At 69.6% G+C, this 23,653-nt stretch carries 19 protein-coding genes and 1 riboswitch; of the genes, 9 read left to right on the top strand and 10 right to left on the bottom strand.

What is annotated here, in order from left to right; genetic code table 11:
- Positions 1-13 precede the first annotated feature (13 nt).
- The gene (locus ACLBWH_RS12600; RefSeq protein ID WP_447799242.1) at positions 14-1,411 is read left to right on the top strand and encodes a hypothetical protein; all 1,398 of its coding nucleotides are present in this window, start codon (positions 14-16) and stop codon (positions 1,409-1,411) included.
- Complete coding sequence (locus tag ACLBWH_RS12595) at positions 1,412-2,161, top strand: DUF2161 domain-containing phosphodiesterase (RefSeq protein WP_447799240.1); 750 nt, start codon at positions 1,412-1,414, stop codon at positions 2,159-2,161.
- Here ACLBWH_RS12595 and ACLBWH_RS12590 read toward each other — a convergent pair.
- Positions 2,109-3,398: a sigma-54-dependent transcriptional regulator gene (locus ACLBWH_RS12590; protein ID WP_447799238.1), complete on the bottom strand. Its 1,290-nt coding sequence runs from the start codon at positions 3,396-3,398 to the stop codon at positions 2,109-2,111. The two genes, ACLBWH_RS12595 and ACLBWH_RS12590, sit on opposite strands and share 53 nt — an antisense overlap.
- Complete coding sequence (locus ACLBWH_RS12585; protein WP_447799236.1) at positions 3,395-5,068, bottom strand: sensor histidine kinase; 1,674 nt, start codon at positions 5,066-5,068, stop codon at positions 3,395-3,397. Before ACLBWH_RS12585 ends, ACLBWH_RS12590 begins: the two co-directional genes overlap by 4 nt.
- A 334-nt stretch (positions 5,069-5,402) precedes the next feature.
- Here ACLBWH_RS12585 and mqo point away from each other — a divergent pair, with 334 nt between their 5' ends.
- The 4 genes from mqo to pnuC all read left to right on the top strand — a co-directional run bounded on the left by mqo (position 5,403) and on the right by pnuC (position 11,309).
- Complete coding sequence (gene mqo / locus ACLBWH_RS12580) at positions 5,403-7,118, top strand: malate dehydrogenase (quinone) (RefSeq protein WP_447799234.1); 1,716 nt, start codon at positions 5,403-5,405, stop codon at positions 7,116-7,118.
- Between the two features lie 50 nt (positions 7,119-7,168).
- A riboswitch (TPP riboswitch) is annotated at positions 7,169-7,278 on the top strand.
- 56 nt (positions 7,279-7,334) lie between these two features.
- Positions 7,335-9,611, top strand: coding sequence for a TonB-dependent receptor (locus tag ACLBWH_RS12575; protein WP_447799232.1), 2,277 nt, complete (start codon positions 7,335-7,337; stop codon positions 9,609-9,611).
- 4 nt (positions 9,612-9,615) lie between these two features.
- The gene (locus ACLBWH_RS12570) at positions 9,616-10,746 is read left to right on the top strand and encodes a phosphotransferase enzyme family protein (RefSeq protein ID WP_447799230.1); all 1,131 of its coding nucleotides are present in this window, start codon (positions 9,616-9,618) and stop codon (positions 10,744-10,746) included.
- Positions 10,743-11,309 (top strand): nicotinamide riboside transporter PnuC, encoded by a 567-nt coding sequence (gene pnuC / locus ACLBWH_RS12565; protein WP_322850758.1) that lies wholly within the window; start codon positions 10,743-10,745, stop codon positions 11,307-11,309. Before ACLBWH_RS12570 ends, pnuC begins: the two co-directional genes overlap by 4 nt.
- A gap of 25 nt (positions 11,310-11,334) precedes the next feature.
- Here pnuC and ACLBWH_RS12560 read toward each other — a convergent pair whose 3' ends face one another.
- From ACLBWH_RS12560 to ACLBWH_RS12550, 3 genes are read right to left on the bottom strand one after another with little or no spacing between them, the layout of a single operon-like run.
- On the bottom strand, positions 11,335-11,484 hold the full coding sequence (locus ACLBWH_RS12560) for a CsbD family protein (RefSeq protein ID WP_322850757.1): 150 nt from the start codon (positions 11,482-11,484) through the stop codon (positions 11,335-11,337).
- A 58-nt stretch (positions 11,485-11,542) separates the two neighbouring features.
- Entirely contained in the window at positions 11,543-12,388 is an 846-nt protein-coding gene (locus tag ACLBWH_RS12555; RefSeq protein WP_447799228.1) for an exonuclease domain-containing protein, read from the bottom strand.
- Complete coding sequence (locus tag ACLBWH_RS12550) at positions 12,385-12,975, bottom strand: alpha-ketoglutarate-dependent dioxygenase AlkB (protein WP_447799227.1); 591 nt, start codon at positions 12,973-12,975, stop codon at positions 12,385-12,387. Before ACLBWH_RS12550 ends, ACLBWH_RS12555 begins: the two co-directional genes overlap by 4 nt.
- Before the next feature lie 263 nt (positions 12,976-13,238).
- On the opposite strand from ACLBWH_RS12550, the gene ACLBWH_RS12545 reads away from it, so the two are divergent.
- Entirely contained in the window at positions 13,239-14,282 is a 1,044-nt protein-coding gene (locus ACLBWH_RS12545) for a rod shape-determining protein (protein WP_447799441.1), read from the top strand.
- A 141-nt stretch (positions 14,283-14,423) separates the two neighbouring features.
- On the opposite strand, the gene ACLBWH_RS12540 is transcribed toward ACLBWH_RS12545, so the two are convergent.
- Positions 14,424-14,813, bottom strand: coding sequence for a hypothetical protein (locus ACLBWH_RS12540; protein ID WP_447799226.1), 390 nt, complete (start codon positions 14,811-14,813; stop codon positions 14,424-14,426).
- A gap of 153 nt (positions 14,814-14,966) precedes the next feature.
- Entirely contained in the window at positions 14,967-15,794 is an 828-nt protein-coding gene (locus ACLBWH_RS12535; RefSeq protein ID WP_447799224.1) for an alpha/beta fold hydrolase, read from the bottom strand.
- Between the two features lie 253 nt (positions 15,795-16,047).
- Between ACLBWH_RS12535 and ACLBWH_RS12530 the strand changes: the two genes are divergently transcribed.
- A complete protein-coding gene (locus ACLBWH_RS12530; protein WP_447799223.1) occupies positions 16,048-18,279 on the top strand; it encodes a beta-glucosidase in 2,232 nt (743 codons plus the stop codon).
- Positions 18,280-18,316: 37 nt separating this feature from the next.
- Here the strand turns inward: ACLBWH_RS12530 and ACLBWH_RS12525 are convergent, their stop codons facing one another.
- Positions 18,317-20,569 (bottom strand): M3 family metallopeptidase, encoded by a 2,253-nt coding sequence (locus ACLBWH_RS12525; protein ID WP_447799221.1) that lies wholly within the window; start codon positions 20,567-20,569, stop codon positions 18,317-18,319.
- A gap of 280 nt (positions 20,570-20,849) precedes the next feature.
- On the opposite strand from ACLBWH_RS12525, the gene ACLBWH_RS12520 reads away from it, so the two are divergent.
- Entirely contained in the window at positions 20,850-21,650 is an 801-nt protein-coding gene (locus ACLBWH_RS12520; RefSeq protein WP_447799219.1) for a TrmH family RNA methyltransferase, read from the top strand.
- 20 nt (positions 21,651-21,670) lie between these two features.
- Here the strand turns inward: ACLBWH_RS12520 and ACLBWH_RS12515 are convergent, their stop codons facing one another.
- Positions 21,671-22,669, bottom strand: coding sequence for an LLM class flavin-dependent oxidoreductase (locus ACLBWH_RS12515; protein WP_447799217.1), 999 nt, complete (start codon positions 22,667-22,669; stop codon positions 21,671-21,673).
- Between the two features lie 14 nt (positions 22,670-22,683).
- Positions 22,684-23,598, bottom strand: coding sequence for an ATP-grasp domain-containing protein (locus ACLBWH_RS12510; protein WP_447799216.1), 915 nt, complete (start codon positions 23,596-23,598; stop codon positions 22,684-22,686).
- Positions 23,599-23,653 lie beyond the last annotated feature (55 nt).

Here is a 23,653-nt window from a genome sequence, read left to right as displayed (position 1 = left end):
GTAATCGAGCGCGGTGTCGTCTTCGCCCCGCATCCAGGTCCGGCCCGGCCTGCCCTATTTCGTCACCGAACACGGCGCCGCATGGACGCCGATCGGGCATAACGATGCGGTGATCTGGCCCGAACTCGCGACGCTGTTCCGCCGGCGCGACATCGCGGCGGTCGAGCGGCATCTGCTCTGGCTGCGCGATCACGGCGTCACCTGTATCCGGCTGATGCTGGAATATTGCCACGGGGAACATCGCTATATCGAGCGGCCGGTCGGGCGTTTCGTGCCCAATATGGTCGGCTTCTGGGACGATCTGTTCGCGTTGCTCGAGAAGGTCGGGTTGCACGTGCTGCTCACCCCCTACGACACGTTCTTCATGTGGGTCCGCTGGCGCCACCATCCCTACAACCGGGCCAATGGCGGGGTGTGCGCCAGCCCGCGGACGTGGCTGACCTGCCCCGCGACGCGCGCGGCGATCAAGCGGCGGCTCGCGTTCGCCAGCGATCGCTGGGGCGGCAGCCCGGCGCTGTTCGCCTGGGACATCTGGAACGAGATCCACCCCGCGCACGGCGGCGACGATCCCGCCGCAGTGGCGCCGTTCATCGCCGATATCGCACCGTGGCTGCGCGACCACGAGATCGCGCGGCGCGGCGTCGCCAATCTGCAGACGGTGTCGATCTTCGGGCCGGAGCTGATCAACCACCCGGGGCTGGCCGAGCCGATCTTCCGCCACCCCGATCTCGATTTCGCCAACACCCATCTCTACGAGCGCGGCACGATCGACGCGCCGCGCGACACGGTGATGCCGGCGCTCGCGGTCGCGCGGCTGATGCAGACCGCGGTGAACGAGGCGGGCAGCGGCCGGCCGGTGTTCGATTCGGAACACGGCCCGATCCACAGCTTCAAGGACAAGAAGCGCACGCTCGCCGCCGCGTTCGACGACGAATATTTCCGCCATATCCAATGGGCGCATCTCGCCAGCGGCGGCGCGGGCGGCGGGATGCGCTGGCCCAACCGCCATCCCCACGTGCTCACCCCCGGCATGCGGGAGGCGCAGCGCGCGCTGGCCGAGTTCCTGCCGTGCATCGACTGGACGCGCTTCCGCCGCCGCAACCTGACCGGCGCGATGGCCTGCGACGATGCCGGCGTGCAGGCGATCGGCTGCGGCGACGCGGCGCAGGCGCTCGCCTGGCTAGTGCGCACCGACAGCATGTCGAAGGCGGGCACGATCGCCCCGCGCGACGACGCGGCGCCCGCGATGCTGACGATCCCGGGGCTCGCGGACGGCCGCTACGACGTCACCGCATATGACACGCGCGAGGGCGCGATCCGGGCGCGCACCACCGCGACGAGCCATGGCGGCGTGTTGCGCGCGACGCTCGGCCCGGTGCGCAGCGATCTCGCCGTCGCCGTCCGCGCCTAGATGACCGATATCGCAGCCGCGGCGACGACCGTCGGCGTCCGCCTGAGCGAGACCGCGCTCTATCCGCCGGTCAAGGCGTTCCTCGAAGCGCACGGCTTCGCGGTGAAGGGCGAGATCTGCGGATGCGACGCGGTCGGGCTGAAGCCGGGCGAGCCGCCGATCCTCGTCATCGCCGAACTCAAATTGTCGTTCACGCTCGAACTCGTCCTCCAGGCGGTCGATCGGCTGCGCTGCGCCGACCATATCTATCTCGCCGTCGTCGCCAGCCGCCGCGGTCGCGATCAGGACGGCCGCGTCACCCGGCTGTGCCGGCTGCTCGGCGTCGGGCTGCTGACCGTCGACCTGCGCCTCGGCACGGTGGCGGTCTTGTGCGAGCCGGTCGCCTATCGCCCGCGCGCGAACCTGCCGCAGCGGCGCCGGCTGCTCAAGGAACATGCCGGCCGCAAGGGCGACCCGACGCAGGGCGGATCGACGCGCCGGCCGATCATGACCGCCTATCGCCAGCGCGCCATCGCCTGCGCGTTAGGGATCGGCCCGGCGGAGATGCGCCCGCGCGACCTCAAGCATCTCGCCGAGGATGCCGGCGCGATCCTGCGCAACAACGTCTATGGATGGTTCGAGCGGGTCCGCCCCGGCGTCTACCGCCTGTCCGCCGCCGGCCTTGCCACCTTGCCCCCGCCCGTTCGCGATCAGGCCGTCACGGACGGCTCTGGCGACGGATCGCGCGAAGATCGATCCCGAGCCGGTTGACGCGATAATAGAAGGTCTTGCGCGGCAGTTTCAGCGCCTGGATCGCGGCCGCGATCTCGCCGTCGGCGGCGGCGATGGCGTCGATGATCGTCGCGCGTTCGAATGCATCGAGCCGCTCGGGAAGCGAGGCCGGCTCGCCGCTGCTCGGCACGCCGTCGTCGAGGCCGAGGCAGATGCGCTCCGCCGCTTTCTCCAGTTCGAGCACGTTGCCCGGCCATGGCCGCGCCGCCAGCCGCATCGCGTGATCGGCGAGCGCCGGCACCGCGCAGCGATGGCGCTCGGCGGCGCGCGCGGCGAAATGCGCGAACAGCATCGGAATATCCTCCTTGCGCTCGGACAGCGGCGGCAGGCGCAGCGGCACGCCGGCGAGCAGGTGGAACAGGCCGGGCAGGATGCGATCGCGCTGTCCCTCCTCCAGCGCGGCGACGATCCGCACGTCGACCGCATGCGGATCGCGCCCATCGAGCGGCAGCGCGCGCTTTTCGGCGAAATGCGCCAGCCGGTTCTGCAATTCGGGCCCGGCGGCTTCGAGATGGTCGAGGAACAACGTGCCGCGATGCGCGCGGTCGATCGGGCCGTTGCGCGCGAACAGCTCGCGCTCGACCAGCGCCACCGGCACCGTCGCGCAATCGATGACGAGGAAACGATGGCGCGCGCGCCGCCCGGCGCGATGGACCAGCCGCGCGAAATGCTCGCGTCCGGTGCCGACCTCGCCCTCGATCACCAGGTCGAGCGGCGCATCGGCGAGCAGCGGGATCATGCCGCGCAGCCGCCGGATCGCGAGGCTGTCGCCGATCAGCGTCTCGCCCTGCTGTTCGTCGGCGAGCGCGCGCAGCCGCCGGTTCTCCAGCGTCAGCCCGCGCGCGGTCGCCGCGCGCACCGCCGCCGCGACCAGCGCCTCGGGATCGAACGGCTTGGACAGGAAATCCCACGCGCCGTTCTTGATCGCCTCCACCGCCATGCCGATGTCGCCGTGGCCGGTGAGCAGCAGCACCGGCAGATCGGCGTCGCGGCTGCGCACCGCGTCCATCAGTTCTAGCCCCGACATGCCGGGCATGCGGACGTCGGTGATCAATATGCCGGGAAAATCGGCGGTGAGTTCGGGCAGCGCGCTGCGCGCGTCGGCGAACGGCCGCACCTCGAAGCCATGCAGCCCGAGCAATTGCGATGCCGCCGCGCGCAGGTCCGCCTCGTCGTCGACCAGCGCGACGACCAACGCCTTGTCCATCGTGGTCATGCGCGCCGCATCCCGATCTCGAACAGCGCCCCGCTCGCCGAGGGCAGATGATGCAGCCAGCCGCCGAGGTCGGTCATGATGTCCTGCGCGATGACGAGCCCGAGGCCGAGTCCCGCCGCCCGGCTGGTGTTGAACGGCGTGAACAGGCCGGCGGCGATCGCCGGGTCGATGCCGGGGCCGGTGTCCGCCACCCGCAGACGGACGTGCGCCGCATCCTCGACCAGCGTCAGCGTGATGCGCCGGTCCGCCCGGCCGGCGAGCGCATCGAGCGCGTTCTGGACGAGGTTGACCAGCACCTGTTCGAGCCGGACCTTGCCGCCGACCACCATCAGCGCCGGATCGATCGACGGCCGGTCCAGCGTCGCATCCTCGAGCTGTTCGCGCACGATCAGCAGCGCGCCGTCGATCACCTCGGCCAGCGACACCGGCCGCAATTCATGCGGCTGCCGGCGCGAGAAGGCGCGCAGCTGCGCGGTCACCACGCCGACGCGGTCGGCGAGTTGCGCGATCGTGCGCAGATTGGTGCGCACCTCGTCGGGCTGGTCGCGATCGAGCAGCATCCGGCTCGTCTCGGCATAGGTGCGGATCGCCGCGACCGGCTGCGCGGTTTCGTGCGCGACGCTGGCGGTGATCTGGCCGAGCGCGGCGAGCCGGTTGGCCTGGCGTAGCGCCTCGCGCAATTCGGCGCCGCGCGCCTCCGACAGCGCGCGTTCGGCCGCCTCGCGGCGCAGGTCGGCGGTGCGTTCGGCGACCGCCGCCTCCAGTTCGCCGGTCCGCCGCCGCTGCGCCAGCGCGCGCAGCCGCAGCGTCCAGGCGATCACGCCGAGCGCGATCACGCTCGCGCCGGCCGCCGCCGCGGCGAACCCGCGGGCCGAGGCGATGGCACGATCGACGGGGCGCATCTGCACCAATCGCCAGCCCGCCTGGCGCACCGGCACCGCCTGCGCGACGAACGTCGGCCGCGCACCGGCGATCCGCACCCGGCCGTCGCCGAGCGGCACGAGTGCGACGGTCCCCGCCGCGCCGCGCGTCAGCGTCTCGAAGCGCCAGCCGGGGCGGCTGGTGACGAGGATGCGGCGCGCCGCGTCGTGCACGAAGCTGATCCCGCCGCCGTGCGCCCAGGCGCGTTCGATCCGGTCGAACTCCAGCTTGATGACGGTGACGCCGCCGGTCGCGGTGCGCGCGGCGAGATAGAGGCCGGGGCGCTGGCTGACGCTGCCGACCGCGAAATGGCTGCCCTCGCCGCGCGCCTCCGCCTGCCGGACATAGGGGCGATCGTGATAGTCGATGCCGACGAAGGCGCGCGGGCTGCGCCAGTTGCTCGCCGCGATCGACCAGCCGTCGCGCCCGACGACATAGATCGCCGGCGCACCGGTGACGCGCGCCAGCGCCTCCAGCTTGCGGTTGAGCGCGGCGCGCGCGGCCCCGGTACCGGCGATCGCCGCGGCGATGTCGCGATCGTCGGCGAGCGTGAGCGGCAGCAGCCGGAAACGGGCGATCTCGCTGTCGAGCAGCGCGGCGCGCAGCCGCGCGTCCTGCGCCACCTCGACCCGTTGCTGCGCGATCGTCCATCGCTCCGCCGCGACGCCGGCGAGAAGCGCGGCGACGACGGCCAGCAGCAGCACGCCCGCCAGCCAGGGCCAGCCGCGGATCGGGAAGCGGAGACTCACCGCCCCCGAATACCCGTCCGCCCGGCATAGGGCAAGAAGTTGCACTTTGGGCTCGGGCGATGTGTCACTTCCTGCCCAAGCCTGCCGGAATCGGACATCAATAATCGAGCTAACTAACTGTAACAAGGACGTTTTATGATGATGTCGTTTTCTGCGCGGGCCGCACCGCCGCGTCGGGCACAAGCGGGTCGACAGCTTCGTCGTGCTCCATCGGAGCCGGACGAAGGCGGCAGCGATCCGGGCCAACCGGTCGTCGCCGTTCCGCGACACTCCCCGCTTCGATCCGCGTCCCGCCCCGACGTCGTACCGGAAGCGCATGCAGAAGGATCATGCGATGCATCACGAAACGCGCGAGCCGGCCCTCGCCACCGACGGGTCGACGCTCTCGGCGCCCGACATCAGCCGCCGCGGGCTGATCGGCTCGGTCGTCGCGGCGGGCGGCACCGCGCTGCTGCCGGCGGCGGCGCGCGCGCAGGCGCGCAGCGAACATAGCGTCGACGTGCTGTTGATCGGCGGCGGCATCATGAGCGCGACGCTCGGCGTGCTGCTGCGCCAGCTCGAACCGACGTGGACGATCGAGATGGTCGAGCGGCTCGACCGCGCCGCCGGCGAGAGTTCGGACGGCTGGAACAACGCCGGCACCGGTCACTCGGCGCTGTGCGAGCTGAACTACACGCCGGTCAACGCCGCCGACGGCCGCGTCGAGATCGCCAAGGCGATCGAGATCAACGAGCAATGGCAGATCACCCGCCAGTTCCTCAGCCACCAGCTCCGCGCCGGCGTGCTCAGCGATCCCCGCGCCTTCATCAACTCGACGCCGCACATGAATCTGGTGTGGGGCCGCGAGAACGTCGAATTCCTGCGCAAGCGGCATGCGGCGCTCGGCGCCAGCCCGTTGTTCTCGGGGATGGAGTTCACCACCGATCCGCACCGGATCGGCCAATGGGTGCCGCTGATGATGGAGGGGCGCAGCGGCGGCCTGCCGCTGGCGGCGACGCGCTCGCCGCTCGGCACCGATTGCGACTGGGGCGAGGTGACGCGCCAATATGTCACCGCGCTCAGCCGCCAGCCGGGCGTGACGCTGACCAGCGGCCACGAGGTGCGCAAGCTCGAACGCAATCCCGACAAGAGCTGGCGCGTCACCGCCGAGGCGACCAACGGCGGCGGCAAGCGGATCATCAACGCGCGCTTCGTCTTCGCCGGCGCCGGTGGCGGCGCACTGCCGATCCTGCAGGCCTCGGGGATTCCCGAAGCCGACAATTACGCCGGCTTCCCGGTCGGCGGCTCGTTCCTCGTCTCCGAAAAGCCGGAGATCGCCGACCGTCACCTCGCCAAGGTCTATGGCAAGGCCGCGGTCGGTTCGCCGCCGATGTCGGTGCCGCATCTCGACACGCGCTATTTCGACAAGCGGCGCGCGCTGCTGTTCGGGCCGTTCGCCACCTTCTCGACCAAATTCCTCAAGCACGGCTCGTATTTCGACCTGCCGGCGTCGGTGACGCTCGACAATTTCCGCCCGATGATGGCGGTCGGCTGGGACAATTTCGACCTCGTCGAATATCTCGCCGGCCAGCTGATGATGTCCGACGAGGATCGGCTGAAGGCGCTGCGCGAATATCTGCCGGGTGCGCGGGCGGAGGACTGGAAATTGTGGCAGGCCGGCCAGCGCGTCCAGATCATCAAGCGCGATCCCGACAAGGGCGGCGTGCTCAAGCTGGGGACGGAGATCGTCGCCTCGCAGGACGGCTCGATCGCCGCGCTGCTCGGTGCGTCGCCGGGGGCGTCGACCGCGCCGGCGATCATGCTGAACCTGCTCAAGACGGTCTTCCCCAAGCGGCTCGCGACCCCGGCCTGGCAGGACGGCCTGCGCAGGATCGTGCCGTCCTACGGGATCGCGCTCAACGATCATCCCGACCTGCTCGCGCAGGAATGGGCGCAGACCAGCGATGCGCTGCAACTGACGACGCCGCCGCCCGCGGTCCACGTCGCCACGCAGCCGCGCCCCGCCGGCACCCGCGTCAAGGCCGACCGCCACCCCGATCTGGCGCTGTAACCGCCCGCACGTCGAGCCCCCTATCGCTACCCCGCGGGATCGCCTAAGCCGGGCCATCCCCGGGGGGCCGCTGACGCGCGGCTGAGAAATGGGCAGCAGCCCATGACCCGCTGAACCTGATCCGGGTGATACCGGCGTAGGGAGGGTCTGCGGTGCGCCGTCGTTCCTCCGATGAAGTGGATGCGAACGATTCCGGCTCTTGTTTCCCGTTTCGACATGCGACCCGCGCGATCCTGGCTTGCGCTGGGGGTGCCGGTGCTGCTGCTGGCGGCGCCCGCCGCGGCGCAGACCGCCGAACCCGCCGAGATCCGCGTCGTCGGCCATCCCGATCCCGCCGGGCTCTTGCCCGACCAGCAGGCGCCGAAAAGCCAGAGCGCGATCTCGGCCGACTTCATCGTCAAACAGGCGCCGACGCTCAACGCCTTCCAGCTCGTCACGTTGCTGCCCGGCGCCAATGTCGCGTCGAGCGATCCCTATGGCCTGTCGACCAGTTCCAGCCTGACGCTGCGCGGGCTGGGGCAGGACGAGATCGGCGTGCTGATGGAAGGCGCGCCGCAGAACGACATCGGCTATTATTACGCCTATCCGTCACAGTTCGCCGACCCCGGCAACCTCCGGCGGATATCGATCGCGCAGGGGTCGGTCGACATCGACTCGCCGACGCTGGGCGGCGCCGGCGGGCTGCTGTCGCTGGCGCTTGACGATCCCCGGGCACGGGCGGGCGGTCTCGTCGATCTGTCGCTCGGCAGCTATGCGGCGCGGCGCGGCTTCGTGCGGATCGACAGCGGGACGATCGGCGGCACCGGGCTCAAGGCCTTCCTGTCCTATTCGAACACGCGGGCGGACAATTGGCGCGGCGCCGGCTTCGACGCCCGCCAGCATGTCGACGCCAAGCTGCTCAACGAATGGGGCGCAGGCAATCGCGCCAGCCTCGCGCTGTCGTTCAACGACGCCAATTCCTCGAGCTACCCCAGCCCCACCCTCGCCGAATGGCATGCGCAGGGCCGCGGCTTCAACTACGCCAGTCGCTACACGCCGGGCGCCACCGATTACTGGCGGCTCTATCGCGCGCCGTTCCGCAACCTCTACGCCTCGGCGCCGGTGCATCTCGTGCTCGGCGAGCGGCTGACGTTCGACAGCACCAGTTATGCGCAATTCGGTTACGGCAATTCGCCTTACGGCACGCAGCTCACCACCACCGGCAATTTCCTCGGCACCGAGGAACTGGCGCAGCCGATCGCGCTGCCCGGCGCGGTGGACGGCGTCGCGACGGTGCTCGGCAATTACACCGGCGACCAGTTCCGCGGCGGCAGCGTCGCCAAGCTGACGCTGCAGGCCGGCAGCCACCGGATCACCGCCGGGCTGTGGTTCGATTACGGCACCGATCGCGTCACCCAATCCTATACCAGCATCGATGCCGATGGTCGGCCGACCGACCGCTGGGGCTATCGCGCGAAAGCGATCCGCACCGCCGACGGCCGCCTGCTCGCCTATGAGAACCAGCGCACCGTCACCGTCACCAAGAGCTTTTTCCTCGCCGACAGCATCGCCGTCGCACCGCGGCTGACGGTCGATGTCGGGTTCAAGGGCGTCGACGTGCTGCGCAACGGCCGCAACTATCTGCCCGGGCCGCAGGACCGGGTGCGGATCGACAGTTTCGCAGCCCTGCCGCGCGCGGCGATCCATTACCGGCTCGACGACCGGCAACAGCTGTTCGCCAATTTCACCACCAACTTCCGCACGCCCAACGAATTCACGCTCTACGACAGCTATGCCGGCGGGGCGTTGGTCGCGCAGGGCAGCAACGCGCTCAAGAACGAATATTCGGTGTCGGAAGAGCTCGGCTATCGCTTCATCGGCGAAGCGGTCTCGGCCTCGGTGACCGGCTTCCACTACAAATTCCGCAACCGCCAGCTCGCGACGGTGGTCGATCAGGGCGGCGCGCAGGTCAATGCGACGCTCAACGCCGGCGGACAGACCTCTTATGGCGTCGATGCCGAGATCGACTATCGTCCGGTCGCCGCGGTCAGCCTCTATCTGTCGGGCGAGTATCTGCATGCGCGGCTCGACGACGATCTGCCGGTCGGCGGCGACCTGCTGCCGACGCGCGGCCGGCATGCGGTGTCGAGCCCGACGGTGCAGTTCGGCGCGGGCGGCACCTACGACGACGGTCGGTTCTTCGGCAGCATCGCGTCGAAATATCTCGGCCGGCAATATGCCAGCTTCATGAACGACGAAAGCATCAAGGGCTATGCGACGCTCGACCTGTCGATCGGCGTGCATCTGGCCGACTGGCTCGACGGCAAGCGGACCGACCTGCGCGTCAACGCGATCAACGTCACCGATCCGCACGTGCTCGCCGGCGTCCAGGCGGTGACCCCCAACGCGCAGGACACTATCGGCCGCAACGGCACCGTCATCGCCGGTCAGGCGCCCGCTTATTATATCGGCAGCGGCGCCGCGGTGATGGCGACCCTCTCGCGCGCCTTCTGAGGCGATGACGCCCGCCGCTCATCTGGTGCACGGCATGGGGCAGGCGCTGGAGGCGCCGACCTGGCCGGCGATCACCACCGGCGAGGCCGCCGCGGTGCTGGCGCGCTTTCCGGCGGCAGGGCGGCTGACCGGGCTGCACTGGCATTCGCCGCGCCCCTTCTCGGCAGCCGCGCTCGTCCATACCGAGGCGGGCACCGTCCTGCTCAAGCGCCACCACTACAAGCTGCGCTCGATCGCGGGGCTGGCCGAGGAACATGCGTTCATCGCGCATCTCGCCGATGCCGGCGTTTCGGTGCCGGAGGTGATCGCGAGTGCGGGCGGTACGACCGCGATCGCGATCGACGCGTGGCGCTACGAATTGCACCGGCAGGCACCGGGCGCCGACCTCTACCGCGACCGGCTGTCGTGGACGCCGTTCTTCTCGCACGCGCAGGCGCACGCCGCAGGGGTAGCGCTGGCGCGGCTTCACATCGCCGCGGCCGGTTTCGCCGCCCCTGCCCGCCGGGCGCAGCCGTTGGTCGCCAGCTTCACGATCCTGCCGGCGCACGATCCGCTCGCGGCGGCCGAGGCCTATGTCGCCGCCCGGCCGGCGCTTGCCGCGTTCCTGGCGACGCGGCCGTGGCGGGCGCAGCTCGCCGCGCTGTTCGCGACGCTGGGCGACGGCCTGCCCGCGGTGCTGGCGGAGCAGCCGCCCTTGTGGACGCACAACGACTGGCATCCGTCGAACCTGCTGTGGGCGGACGACGGCAGCGTGCGGACGGTGATCGACTTCGGCCTCGCCGACCGTAGCTGCGCGGTGCACGATATCGCCACCGCGATCGAACGCAGCGCGATCCGCTGGCTCGACCTGCCGCAGGGCGACGACATCGCCGATCCCGCGGCGGCGCTGGCGCTGCTCGCCGGCTATGCATCGGTCGCCCCGCTCGCCGCCGCCGACATCGCCGCGATCGTCAGGCTGCTACCGCTCGTCCATCTCGAATTCGCCTTGTCGGAGATCGATTATTTTACCGCGGTGGTCGCCGATCCCGCCGCCGCGGCGCTGACCTGGGACGGCTACGCGATCGGCCATGCCGCGTGGTTCCGCTCCGCCGCGGGGCAGAAGCTGCTGCGCCGGATCGGCGAGGCCAGGCCATGACCCCGCTGGAGATCGTCGCGGTCGTCGTCAGCTTCGCCGGGATCTGGCTGACCGCGCGGCGGCGCATGTTGTGCTGGCCGGTCAATCTGCTCGCCTGCGCGCTGTATGCGAAGCTGTTCCTCGACGTGCGGCTGTACGCCGACATGGTGCTGCAACTGCTGTTCGCGATCGCGATCGTCTACGGCTGGGTCGCCTGGGCGCGCGGGACCGATAGCGAGGGCGAGGTGGTGGTGGCGCCGCTGCGGCCGGCGCAGGCGCTCGCCGGGCTGGCGGCGGGCGCGGTGGGGGCGGTGAGCATCGGCTGGCTGACCAGCCACCATACCGACGCGGCGCTGCCCTGGATGGACGCGACGCTGAGCAGCTTCAGCCTCGTCGCGCAATATTGGACCGGGCGCCGCCACGCCGCCAGTTGGCTGCTGTGGATCGTGGTCGACGTCTGTTACGTCGGCATGTTCGTCTGGAAGGGGTTGCTGCCGACCGCCGGCCTCTATGCGGCGATGGTCGGGCTCGCCGTCCTTGGCTATCGGCAATGGCGCCGGGCGGGCGGCCACCGGCAGGGCTGATCCCGCCGACGGCCTGCACGTCCGCTTACTTCTTCTTGGCGTCGGCCTGCTGCTTGGTGCCGCGTGCTTCCTGTTCGGCGCCTTCTTCGTGCAGCGACGGATTGTCGGCGTTCTGCTTGGCCTTGCCGACGGCGGCGTTGATCGCGCCTTCGATGCCGGAGATCAATTTACCCATGAGACGTCCTTCGCGGTTCGGGAGCGCGGAAGCGCCCCGTCGTCCACGGCTCAACCCCTCAGTCGCCAACAATGGCCCCGGAATTGTCGTCGAGCAGGCCGGGCGTCCGCGCCGACACGATCCGGATCGACCGGCCGGCCCGCCGCGCCGCCGCGGCCTTGTCCATCTCGCCGCTCGCCCGCGTCGAGCGCGCATCGGGCAGATGATCGGCGACGACCACCATCGTCGTCGTCAGCCCGACCGTGGACATGATCGTGCCGCCCTGCGCGGCGAGCACATGCGCGATTGCCCCGTCGCGCGCCTCGCCGACGACGACGATCCGCTCGCCCTTCAGCGGCCCCGTCGGCGCGGCGCGGGGCGGCGGCTGCGGCTTGCGCGGCGGTGCCAGCCAGTCGGCGAGCGACAGGCCGGTATGGTCGATCGCCTTGACGATCACCCAGCCGGCGGCGCGCGCGTCGCTCAGCGCGTCATGGTGGCGGTGGGCGATGCCGAGATAGCGCGCGAGGCCGCCGAGCTTGTGGTTGGGCAGATCGGGCCAGGCGCGCTTGGCGACCCGCACGCTGTCCAGCCAGACCGTCTCGATCATCGCCCGGTCATGGACGCGGCACGCCGCGGCGAGCGCGCCCTTGTCGAAATAGGAATGGGCGACGGTGACGCGGCCGGTCAGATGGCGGTCGATGTCGGCGTGGACGTGGCCGAAGGTCGGCTGGCCGATCACGTGATGCGCAGCGATGCCGTGGATGCGCGTGTTCATCGCGTGAAAGTCGTCGCACGGATCGAGCAGCGTCTCATAGGCGAAGACCTCACGGCCGTCGCGAAAGCCGACGATGCCGATCTGGCAGATGCTGCTCACCCGCGAACAGGCGGTCTCGACGTCGATCACGACGAAATCGGGGGTCGTCACGCGCCATCCCCGGCGGCGAGCATCCGACGGCCGCGCTCGGACAGGCTGCGCAGCGTGATCGACCAGCGCGTTTCGGTCATCGCGGCGATGCTATGCTCCCAATCGTGGCGCGCCTCGCCGTGCAGGTGGTAGATGCCGCGCGGCGGCAGCGGCGCGGCGACCCGCGCGAAGCGTTCGCCGGTCCGGCGGCGGAAGCGCATCGCCGCCGCCGCCCCCAGCGATATGCCGACGACATGGTCGAAATGCGGCCGGTCGCGATGCCAGCCGATCCCCGCGCCGGGATCGTAGCGGATCAGCAGCGCCTGCACGAAGCTGCCGGACGCGACCCCGGCGAACGCCTCGGCGCTCGCGCGGATCGTCGCCAGCCACGCCGGCATCGGCGCCGCCGGTCCGAGCGATCCGCGTTCGAAATCGTAATGCAGCCCGAAACTGTGGGTCAGCCGCTTGCCGGTCCAGCCCTGGAACTGGAACGGGGTCAGCGCGAGCGCATCGATCGCCGCGATCAACGCGCGCTCGTCGTCGGCGGTGACGAACGCCTCCTCGCTGCGCAGGCCGGGCAGCAGCGGGCGGTCGAACAGGTCGCGCATCACGGCCGGCCTGCGCCTGCCTCGCGGCCGTGCGCCGGCGGCATCGCGAAAGAGATCAAGGGGATAGGCACGCCGCCCGCGATGTAGGCCCGGCCCTCGCCAGCCGCAAGCAAGGCAGCCGGCCGGCCATCCCCCCGGCAAACCGTCCGTCCGCCGGGACAGGCCGCCGGACGCACGCCGGTTGACGCTGCCCGGCAAAGCGCCAATGCGCGGGGCTTCGCATCGGCCGGCGGCCGATGCCACTCCCAACAAGGTAGCGTGCGCTGCGACTGTCCCTCAATTTCGGTCTTGCCTCGCATGACATGGCCATCGACCTCGGCACCGTGAACACATTGGTGTTCGTCGCCGGCCGCGGCATCGTGCTGGACGAACCCTCCGTCGTCGCGATCGAGACGCGCGACGGCATCCCCAAGGTGCTCGCGGTCGGCGCCGATGCCAAGCTGATGATGGGCAAGACGCCGCAGGGCGTCGAGACGATCCGTCCCTTACGCGACGGCGTGATCGCCGACATCGACGTCGCCGAACAGATGATCAAGCATTTCATCAAGAAGGTGCATGGCGACGCCGGCCGGTTACAACGCAGTCCCAAGATGGTGATCTGCGTGCCCGCAGGATCGACGCAGGTCGAGCGGCGCGCGATCCGCCAGGCGGCGACCAGCGCCGGCGCGTCGAAGGTGCTGCTGATCGAGGAATCGCTCGCCGCCGCGATCGGCGCCGGACTGCCGATCACCGCGCCGATCGGGTTCATGGTGGTCGATATCGGCGGCGGCACCACCGAGGTCGCGGTGCTTTCGCTCGGCGGCCTCGCCTACAGCAACTCGGTGCGCGTCGGCGGCGACAAGCTCGACGAGGCGATCGCCTCTCACATCCGCCGCAAGCACAATCTGATGATCGGCGAGGCGACCGCGGAGCGGATCAAGCAGCAGATCGGCGCCGCCAGCCGCCCGACCGACGTTGTGGAGCCCGAGATGCGCGTGCGCGGGCGCGACCTGATGAACGGCATCCCCAAGGAGATCACCATCAGCCAGACCGAGATCGCCGATGCGCTCGCCGATCTTGTCGCGCAGATCGTCGAGGTGGTGATGAAGACGCTCGAACAGGTCGAGCCGGAGCTTGCCGCCGATATCGTCGAACAGGGCATCGTGATGACCGGCGGCGGCGCGCTGCTGCGCCGGCTGGACGAGGTGCTCAGCCGTTCGACCGGATTGCCGGTGATCGTCGCCGAATCGCCGCTGATGTGCGTCGCGCTCGGCGCCGGGCGCGCATTGGAAGACGCGGCGTTCAGCGGCGTGCTGCACGCGCAATGACGCGGCACCGGACGTAAAAGGGGGCCGCCGGAGCGGCCCCAGTAATCCTGTTGGGGAGGATGCCTAACGGCTTGATTTTCATGACGATCCGAAAGCCGAACGTCAAATATAAAAGTGCCTTTTACGACTAAAGGGCTGCTGTCACCCGACGGCCAGCGTCGCCAGCGCGGCACTCAGCGCGATTCCCGCCGCCGGGCCGCGGACGCGATCGTGCGATGCGGTGGCGGGCGTCGAGGCAATCGCGCCCAGCGTCGCCGCGGTCAGCACCAGCCCCAGCGTGTAGCCGGAGCGGCCGCCGACTGCGGCATTGAGAGCCCAGCCGGCGAGCGCCGCCGCCAGCCCGATCGCGACTGCGATCGACGCCCAGGCCAGCACCGGCGCCGGAAGATGGCAGAGGTGCCCGGCGAGCAGGCCGCCCGCCGCCATGGCGAGCGCCGCCGGGCCATCGCGCCGCAGCAGCGCGATCAGGACCGACGCCGCGAAGCCGCCGGTCAATATCATCCATAACGTCGCCGCCGAGATCTGCGCCATGATCCGCCTCCTGGCCGGATCGATAGCCGATCTTCGCGGCGAGGTTCGGGTCGGTCTAGGGTTAACGACGTCCTAATTCGGTGCATCGCCCCCGCATGCGGCAGGCCCGGTCGCTCGGCGTCGAGACACCGGACCTGCCGCTCCCTCGCCGGCTCAGCCCTGAACGAAGGCGAGCAAATCGGCGTTGATCCGGTCGGCATGCGTCGTCGGCATGCCGTGCGGATAGCCGGGGTAGGAGATGAGCTTTGCCCCCGGCACGATCTGCGCCGATTTCCTGCCGGTGATGGCGAACGGCACGATCTGGTCGTCCTCGCCGTGCAGCACCAGCGTCGGCACCGTGATCGCCTTGAGATCGTCGGTGAAATCGGTTTCGGAGAAGGCCTTGATGCCGAGCGTGTGCGCGAGCACGCTGCCGGTCATGCCCTGCCGCCACCAATTGCGCCGGACGCCCTCCTTCACCTCAGCGCCGTCACGATTGTAGCCGAAGAACGGCATCGTGAAGTCGTAGAAATATTGCGCGCGGTTGGTCGCCGTCTGTTCGCGGATCTCGTCGAAGACCGACAGCGGCACGCCATCGGGATTGGCATCGCTCTGGACCATGATCGGCGCGACCGCGCTGATCAGCACCGCCTTGGCAACCCGCCCCGGCTTGGCGCGGGCGACGTAACGCGCCACTTCGCCGCCGCCGGTCGAATGACCGATGTGGACGGCATCGCGCAGGTCGAGCGCGTCGGTGAGCGCGACGACGTCGGCGACATAGGTATCCATGTCGTGCCCGGTCGCCGCCTGGCTCGATCGGCCGTGGCCGCGACGGTCGTGCGCGACGACGCGATAGCCCTTGGCGACGAACGCCATCATCTGCCCGTCCCAATCGTCCGCGCTCAGCGGCCAGCCGTGATGGAACATGACGACCTGCGCGTCGCGCGGGCCCCAGTCCTTGTAGAAGATCTCCGTCCCGTCCGTCGTGTTGATCGTCGGCATTGCCTTGCTCCCTTACCTGCGAGTCCGCACCGATCCGCTGCCGTCGTGACGGCGGCGGCAGGGGGGATCATACGGGTGGGGAGGCCGGTGCACAAACACTTGGCGGCGATCGATTTTCTTGGCCCGATGACGATCATCGGCACGGCGGCGCGCCTACGACTGCAAGGGGTTTGACGCGGCGATCGATAGCCCTGAATACCATCGCCGGTCGAACCGCCCGCGTCGGGCGGGACCCGACCCGGAGGCTTCGACCATGCGCGCTTTGCTACTCGCCACCACAATGCTGGTCGGCGTCCTCGCCGGACCCTCCGGTCCCGTCACCGCGGCAGAGCCGGTCCCGGCGAACGCATGGCAGGACAAGACGCTGTCCGCGGACCGGCGCGCCGAGCTGCTGGTCCAGGCGATGACCGAGGACGAGAAGCTCGCCGTCGTGACGGGCTTCTTCGGCACGCAGCAGGACTGGAATACCTTCCGCGATCCGCAGGCGCGTCCGCAATCGGCCGGGTTCGTGCCGGGCGTCCCCCGGCTGGGGTTCACGCCGCAATGGCAGGCCGATGCGGGCAGCGGGGTCGCGACGCAGGGCGAGGCGCCACCGGCCTTGGAGCGCACCGCCTTGCCGTCGGGCATCCTCAGCGCGGCGACGTGGGACCCGGCGGTGGCGATGGCGGGCGGCAGGATGGTCGGCGCGGAGGCGCGCGCGTCCGGCTTCAACGTGCAACTGGCCGGCGGCGTCAATCTCGCCCGCGAGCCCGGCAACGGCCGCAATTTCGAATATGGCGGCGAGGACCCGTGGCTGGCCGGGACGATGGTCGGCGCGTTCATGAAGGGCATCCAGTCGAACCGGATCGTCACGACGGTCAAGCATTTCGCGCTCAACGATCAGGAGACCGGACGCAGCACCGTCGATGTCGGCATCGACGAAGGCGCGGCGCGCACCTCGGACCTGCTCGCCTTCCAGATCGCGATCGAGCGGGGCGATCCCGGCTCGGTCATGTGCTCGTACAATCTCGTCAACGGCAAGCACGCCTGCCAGAACGACTGGCTGCTCAACCGCGTGCTGAAGGGGGATTGGGGGTATAAGGGCTATGTGATGTCCGACTGGGGGGCGCAGCACGACACGGTCGAGAATGCGCTGGGCGGGCTGGATCAGGAAACCGGCGTGTCCAACAAGGACAATTACGTCTGGCGCGACAAGCTGAAAGCGGCGATCGCGAGCGGCAAGGTGCCGGTCGCGGCGCTCGACGACAAGGTCCGGCGGATCGCGCGCGCGCTGATCGTCAGCGGCGCGATCGACGATCCCGTCAAGCCCGGCCCGATCGACTTCGCCGCGCATGCGACCGTCGCGCAGACTGCGGCGGAGAACGGCATCGTCCTGCTCAAGAACGAGGGCGGGGTGTTGCCGTTGACGCGGACGGCGCGGCATATCCTGGTCGTCGGCGGCCATGCCGATGTCGGCGTGCTGTCGGGTGGCGGTTCGGCGCAGGTCTATGCCCCCGGCGGCAATGCGGTGCGCGGGCTCGGCCCCAAATCGTGGCCGGGGCCGATCGTCTACGACAAATCGTCGCCGCTGGCGGCGATCAAGGCCGAACGCCCCGATGCGACGGTCGATTACGATCCGGGCACCGATCCGGCCGCCGCCGCGGCGAAGGCCAAAGGCGCCGACGTCGTGATCGTCTTCGCGACGCAATGGACCGCCGAATCGCTCGACTTCCCGCCGTCGCTGCCCGACGATCAGGACGGGCTGATCGGCGCGGTCGCCAGGGCCAATCGCAACACGATCGTCGTGCTGGAAACCGGCGGCGCGGTCGCCATGCCGTGGATCGCCGACGTGCGCGGCGTCGTCGAAAGCTGGTATCCCGGCAGCCGCGGCGGCCCGGCGATCGCCCGCATCCTGTCGGGGGCGGTCAACCCCTCGGGGCATCTGCCGATCACCTTCCCGGCCAGCCCCAGCCAGTATCCGCGGCCCACGATCGCCGGCAAGGGCCTGCCCGAGAAACAGATCTTCGGCGTCCGCTACGCCGAAGGAGCGGCGGTCGGCTATAAATGGATCGACCGGACCGGCGCGCGTCCGCTGTTCCCGTTCGGCTTCGGGCTCAGCTACGGGACATTCGGTCACGGCGGCCTCACCGCGCGCCAAGTCGCGGGCGAGCTTCAGGTCGGTTTCACGCTGCGCAACACCGGCACGATCCCCGGTCAGGCGCTGGGTCAGGTCTACGTCGCCTCGCCCGGCAACACATGGGAAGCGCCGAAGCGACTGGCGGGCTATGCCAAGGCGGCGCTGAGCCCCGGGCAATCCGCGCTGCGCACCGTTACGGTCGACCCGCGGCTGCTCGCCACGTGGGACGAGGGGCGACATCAATGGCATGTCGCGCCCGGCCGCTACACCGTGATGCTCGCGACCTCGGCAGCGGAGATCAAGGAGCGGATCACGGTGACGCTGCCCGAGCGCTGGCTGCCGGTCGGACCGTCGACCACCGCGCGATAGGCAATGCCCCTCCCCGCGGTTGCCGTGGCCGCGGGCCTCAGCCCCCCGTCTTGCCCGCCGCGGCGGGCTTGGCGGCGGGCCGGGCGGAGGGGGCGGCCGGCACCGTGCCGTCGCTGACCGGCGACGCCGCCGTGTCCGCGACGATGCGCGAACCGTCGGCATTGAGGCCGAGGTCGTTCAGCAGCGGCCCGACCTGCGGGTCGGCACCGTTGAAGCTGCGGAACATCGGCGCGTAATCCTCGGTATGGCCCTTCGACAGGATCAGGTCGCGGAAGCGCTGGCCGTTGGCGCGGGTCATCCCGCCATGCTGCTCGAACCAGTTGAACGCGTTCGCGCTCAGCATCTTGGTCCAGCTATAGGCGTAATAGCCCGCCGAATAGCCATTGCCCCAGATGTGGAGGAAATAGCTCGAGCGATAGCGCGGCGGCACGTCCGCGACGTCGAGCCCGGTGGCGGCGAGCGCCTGCGTCTCGAACGCGTCGGGGTTCTGCTTGCCCTGCGCCGCGGTCAGCGAGTGCCAGCTCATGTCCATCTCGGCAGCGGCGAGCGCCTCGCCGAAGGAATAGCCCGAGTTGAAGGTGCCGGCGCGCTTGATCTTGTCGACCAGCGCCTGCGGAATGACCTTCCCGGTGCGGTAATCGACCGCGTAGTGCGGCAGCACCTTGGGATCGAGCGCCCAATGTTCGTTGAACTGCGACGGGAACTCGACGAAGTCGCGCGCGGTGTTGGTGCCCGAGACGCTGGGATAGGTCTGGTTGGCGAACAGACCGTGCAGCGCGTGGCCGAATTCGTGGAACATCGTCGTCACGTCGTCGAAGCTGATCAGCGCCGGCTGCCCCGCCGACGGCTTGGCGAAATTGCCGACGTTGTAGATGACCGGCTTCGTCCCGAGCAGCTTCGACTGGTTGACGAAGTTCGACATCCACGCGCCGCCGTTCTTGTTGTCGCGCTTCCAATAATCGAAATACATCAGCCCGACCGGCGTTCCGTCGGCCTCGCTGACTTCGTAGACCATGACGTCGGGCTGGTAGACCGGAATGTCGGTACGGCGCTTGAAGTTCAACCCGTACAACTGGTTGGCGGCGTAGAAGACGCCGTCGGTCAGCACCTTGTTGATCTCGAAATAGGGTTTGAGCTGGTCCTGGTTGAGGTCGTATTTCGCCTTGCGGACCTGTTCGGAATAGAAATCCCAATCCCAGGGCTTGAGCTGGAACGTGCCGCCGGTCGCCTTGATCTGCGCCTGCAGTTCGGCCGCCTCGCGGCGCTGCTCGGCGGCCACCGGCGTGCCGAGCTGCTGCATGAAGCCGAGCGCGGTCTTGGGCGTCTTCGCCATCTGATCCTGCAGCACGTAATCGGCCCAGGTCGGGAAGCCGAGCAGCTTCGCCTTCTGCGCGCGCAGCAACGCGATCTGCGCGATCGTGTCGCGCGTGTCGTTGGCGTCGCCCTTCGCCGCCCGGGTCCAGCTCGCGTTGAACAGCGCTTCGCGCGTCGCGCGATCCGTCAGCGTGGCGAGTTCGGGCTGCTGCGTCGTATTCTGGAGCGTCAGCACGTATTTGCCCGCCAACCCGCGCGCCTTGGCGGCGTCGGCCGCGGCGGCGATCTCGCCATCGGACAGGCCGGCGAGCTTCGCCTTGTCTTCGACCACCAAGGCGCCTGCCTTGCCCGCGGCGAGCAGCTTCTGCTGGAATGCGGTTTCCAGCGTCGAGAGCTGGCTGTTGTAGCGGCTGAGCGTCAGCTTGTCGGCCGGCGAGAGCTGCGCGCCGGCGCGGACCATGTTCTGATAGGTGAGCGTGAGCACCTGGAGCTGCTCCGCGTCGAGGCGGAGCGACTGGCGCTGGTCGTAGATCGTCTTGACGCGCGCGAACAGCGCCGGGTCGAGGTTGATCGCGTCCTGATGCGCGGCGAAGGCGGGCGCGAGATCGGCCTGCGTCTTCTGGAGCGTGTCGTCGGTGTTGGCGCCGACCACGCCGGAAAAGGCGAGGCTCGCGCGCTCGAGCAGGCGGCCCGACCGCTCCATCGCGGCGATCGTATTCTCGAACGTCGGTGCGCTGCGCGCGCGGGTGATCGCGTTGATCTCCGCCCGCTGCGCGGCCATGCCGGCGAGCAATGCGGGCGCGTAGTCGGTGCTCTTGATCCGGTCGAACGGCGGCGCCTCGAACGGCCGCGTGCTCGCCTGCGCGAACGGGTTGGTGGCGGGCAGCGTGGCGGTCCTAGCGGCAGGTACGGCGGTCTGGGCGAAGGCCGTCGTCGACAGCAACATCATCGTGGCAGTGGCGGCAAACAGGCGCATGGATGGTCCGATCAACAGGTTATGGCGCGCGTGATGCATCCACCGGCATCGCCGATCAATGGGGCGGTTGCGAAACGCGCCGCCGGACGGGCGTATTTTCCCGCTGCCCGGCGGCAGCGAGGTTCGACCGATTGCCCTATCGGCTCCGTCACCCCGGTGCAGTGTTCCGGCGGACGCAGGAGCATCGGTGGGCGACGGGATAAGAGTGGAAAGCGACGGACAAGACAGACGCCCATATGCTATAGCCCCTACGTCCGTGCCCGGGTAACCGTCCGTGCCGATGATCATCGAAATCCACGACCCCGACGATCCCAGGATCGACCATTATCGCGACATCCGCGAGCGCGACCTGGTCGGGCGGGCGGGGCTGTTCGTGGCGGAAGGCAAGGTGGTCGTCGAGAAACTGGTCGGGACTGCGTTGCACCGCCCGCTCTCCCTGCTGATCGCCGCGAAGCGCCTGGACGGGCTGCGGCCGCTGCTCGCGCAGCTTGCCGACGACGTGCCGGTGTTCGTCGCCGCACAGCCAGTGCTCGATGCCATCGCGGGTTTCGCGATGCACCGCGGCATCCTCGCGATCGGCCACCGCACCGACGTGCCCGATGCCGACGCGCTGCTCGCTCGCCTGCGCGGCGACGGCGATGTGCTGCTGCTGTCGGGCATCGCCAACCACGACAATATCGGCGGCATCTTCCGCAACGCCGCCGCTTTCGGCGCGGCGGCGGTGCTGCTCGACGCGGATTGCTGCGACCCGCTGTATCGCAAGGCGATCCGGGTATCGGTCGGCGCGACTTTGCTGGTCCCCACCGCCCGGCTGGGGCGCGACGAAGACGCGCTGGCGCTGCTCGACCGCCATGGCTTCGCGCCGGTCGCGCTCAGCCCCGCCGGTGCGACGCCGCTCGCCGACTGGCGGCCCGGTCCGCGCAACGCCATGCTGCTCGGTGCCGAGGGGCCGGGCCTCTCGGCGGACATCCTCGCGCGCGCGCGAAGCCTGCGCATCGCGATGGCGGCGGGGTTCGATTCGCTCAACGTCGCGACAACATCGGGGATCGTGCTGCATCATCTGGCGACGGCGCGGCGCTGAATCCGCCGGCGGCGATCACCTCACGCCGTCCCCATCACCTGCACCGCGAAACGCTCCATCTCCTCGGCCTGCGGGCTCATCTGGAGCAGCAGCAGGTCGAGCCCCGCCGCCTCATATTCGGCGATCCGTTCCTTGAGCTGTTCGGGCGTGCCGACCAGATTGGGCCGCAGCCCGCGGTTCGACACCGAATATTCCTGCACCTGCAATTCGCGCTCCAGCTGCGTGCCCGACAGCCATTGGTCGAAATTGGCATATCCCGCGGGCAGATCGGTGACGGTGGTGATCCGTTCCAGCTCGCGCTTCGCCTCCGCCTCGCTGTCGCGGACGATCGCATAAGCGGCCATCCCGAATTGCATCGGCGGTCCGCCCGCGCGCTGGCGGCGCGCGCGCATGTCGGCGATCTTGGGCGCGACCGCCGCGACGGGATCGCCGTGCATGACATAGGCGTCGCAGCGCGTCGCGATCATCGTCTTGGCCGCCTCGCTCTCGCCGCCGGCATAGACGACCGGCCGCCTGACCGGCTTGGGCGCACAGATCGCGTTTTCCGTCCGGTAGAATCGCCCCTCGAAGCTGAACCGCGGCTCGGTCCACAGTCCGTCGACGACGCGCAGCCATTCGTCGGTACGCGCATAACGGTCGTCGTGCTGGTCGAACTGCAACCCATATTGCCGGGCCTCGTCCGCCCACCAGCTCGACACGACGTTGAGCGCCAGCCGCCCGCCGGCGATCCGGTCGATGTTCGCCGCGGCCTTGGCGAACAGCGCGGGATGATGGAAATTGGGGCGGACCGCGACCATCAGCTCGATCCGTTCGGTGACCGCCGCCAGCGCCGCCGCGGTCGACCAGGCGTCGAGCGCGGGCTGCTCGATGCCCTTGATGTCGTTGAGGTTCAGCTCCGCGATCAGCGTGAGGTCATAGCCCCAGCGCTCCGATGCCTGCGTCAGCCGCTTGGCATAATCCCAGCTCGCCGCCATGCCCTCGTCGGGAACGTTGCGCAGCCAGCCGCCGAAGACGGGCATCCAATATCCGTATCTCACTTGCTCGTCTCCGCGATGATGTCCGCCAGCCAATCGACGAGCCGCGCATGTGGGTCCCAGCCGAGTATCTCGAGCGGGTTGGCGACGAAATTGGACAGAGCGTTGATGTCGTAGAAGCGCGCGACGCCGTCGCGATCGTCGACCAGCACCTCCACCCCGCCGACGTCGATCCCGGCGCGCTGCACGATCGCCTCCGCCGCCTCGATCAGCGCGGGATCGGGATCGACCCGCGTCATCGTGATCGTCGGGCGGCCGGGCACCGCGCATACGTCGGCGGGGCACAGGTCGAAGCTGCCGCCGCCGTCGACCTCGATCGCATAGAGGAAGCGGCCGCCGAGCGTCTCGATCCGCGTGATCGTGCCGCCGCGCGCGGGCACATATTCCTGGACCAGCAGGACGCGATCGATGCTGTCGGGCACGGTGCCGTCGGCGACCGCCGCGGCGAGCGCGCCGGCATCGTCGTAGCGGACGATCCCCGCGCCCGACCCGCCGATGTTCGCCTTGACGACGATCGGAAACCGCAGTTCCGCCGCGGCGGCGGAGAGATCGGCGGCGCGATGGACGACGCGGGTCGCGGGAATGGCGAGGCCTAGCCCCGCGATCAGCGACAATTGCCGCGCTTTCGAGGCATCGATCGCCAGCGCGCCCGCGCCGTTCAGCACGCGCGCGCCACGCTCCTGCCAATGCGCCAGCGCCGCCGCCGCGTGGAAGATCGGATGCTCGGGCGCGCGCAGGAAGCTCGACATGGCGATGCGGTTGAACACGACGCGCGCCGGCGCCGACATCGCTGCGGGATCGAAGGCGAAGCCGTCGGCATGGATCGCGCGATACGCCACGCCACGCGCATCCAGCGCGGCGAATAACGGCGCAAACCATTGCGGATGCTCGAAAAGGATGGCGAGATCGGTCATGCCGCCGCGAATAGCGCAGAACATCCCATGCCGGGCCGCCTAAATTTTTCGTGCC

It is taken from the genome of Sphingomonas sp. M6A6_1c (genome assembly GCF_053345135.1).
Note: the sequence above shows the minus strand (reverse complement) of the source record. Positions and strands in the feature narration are given on the sequence as shown.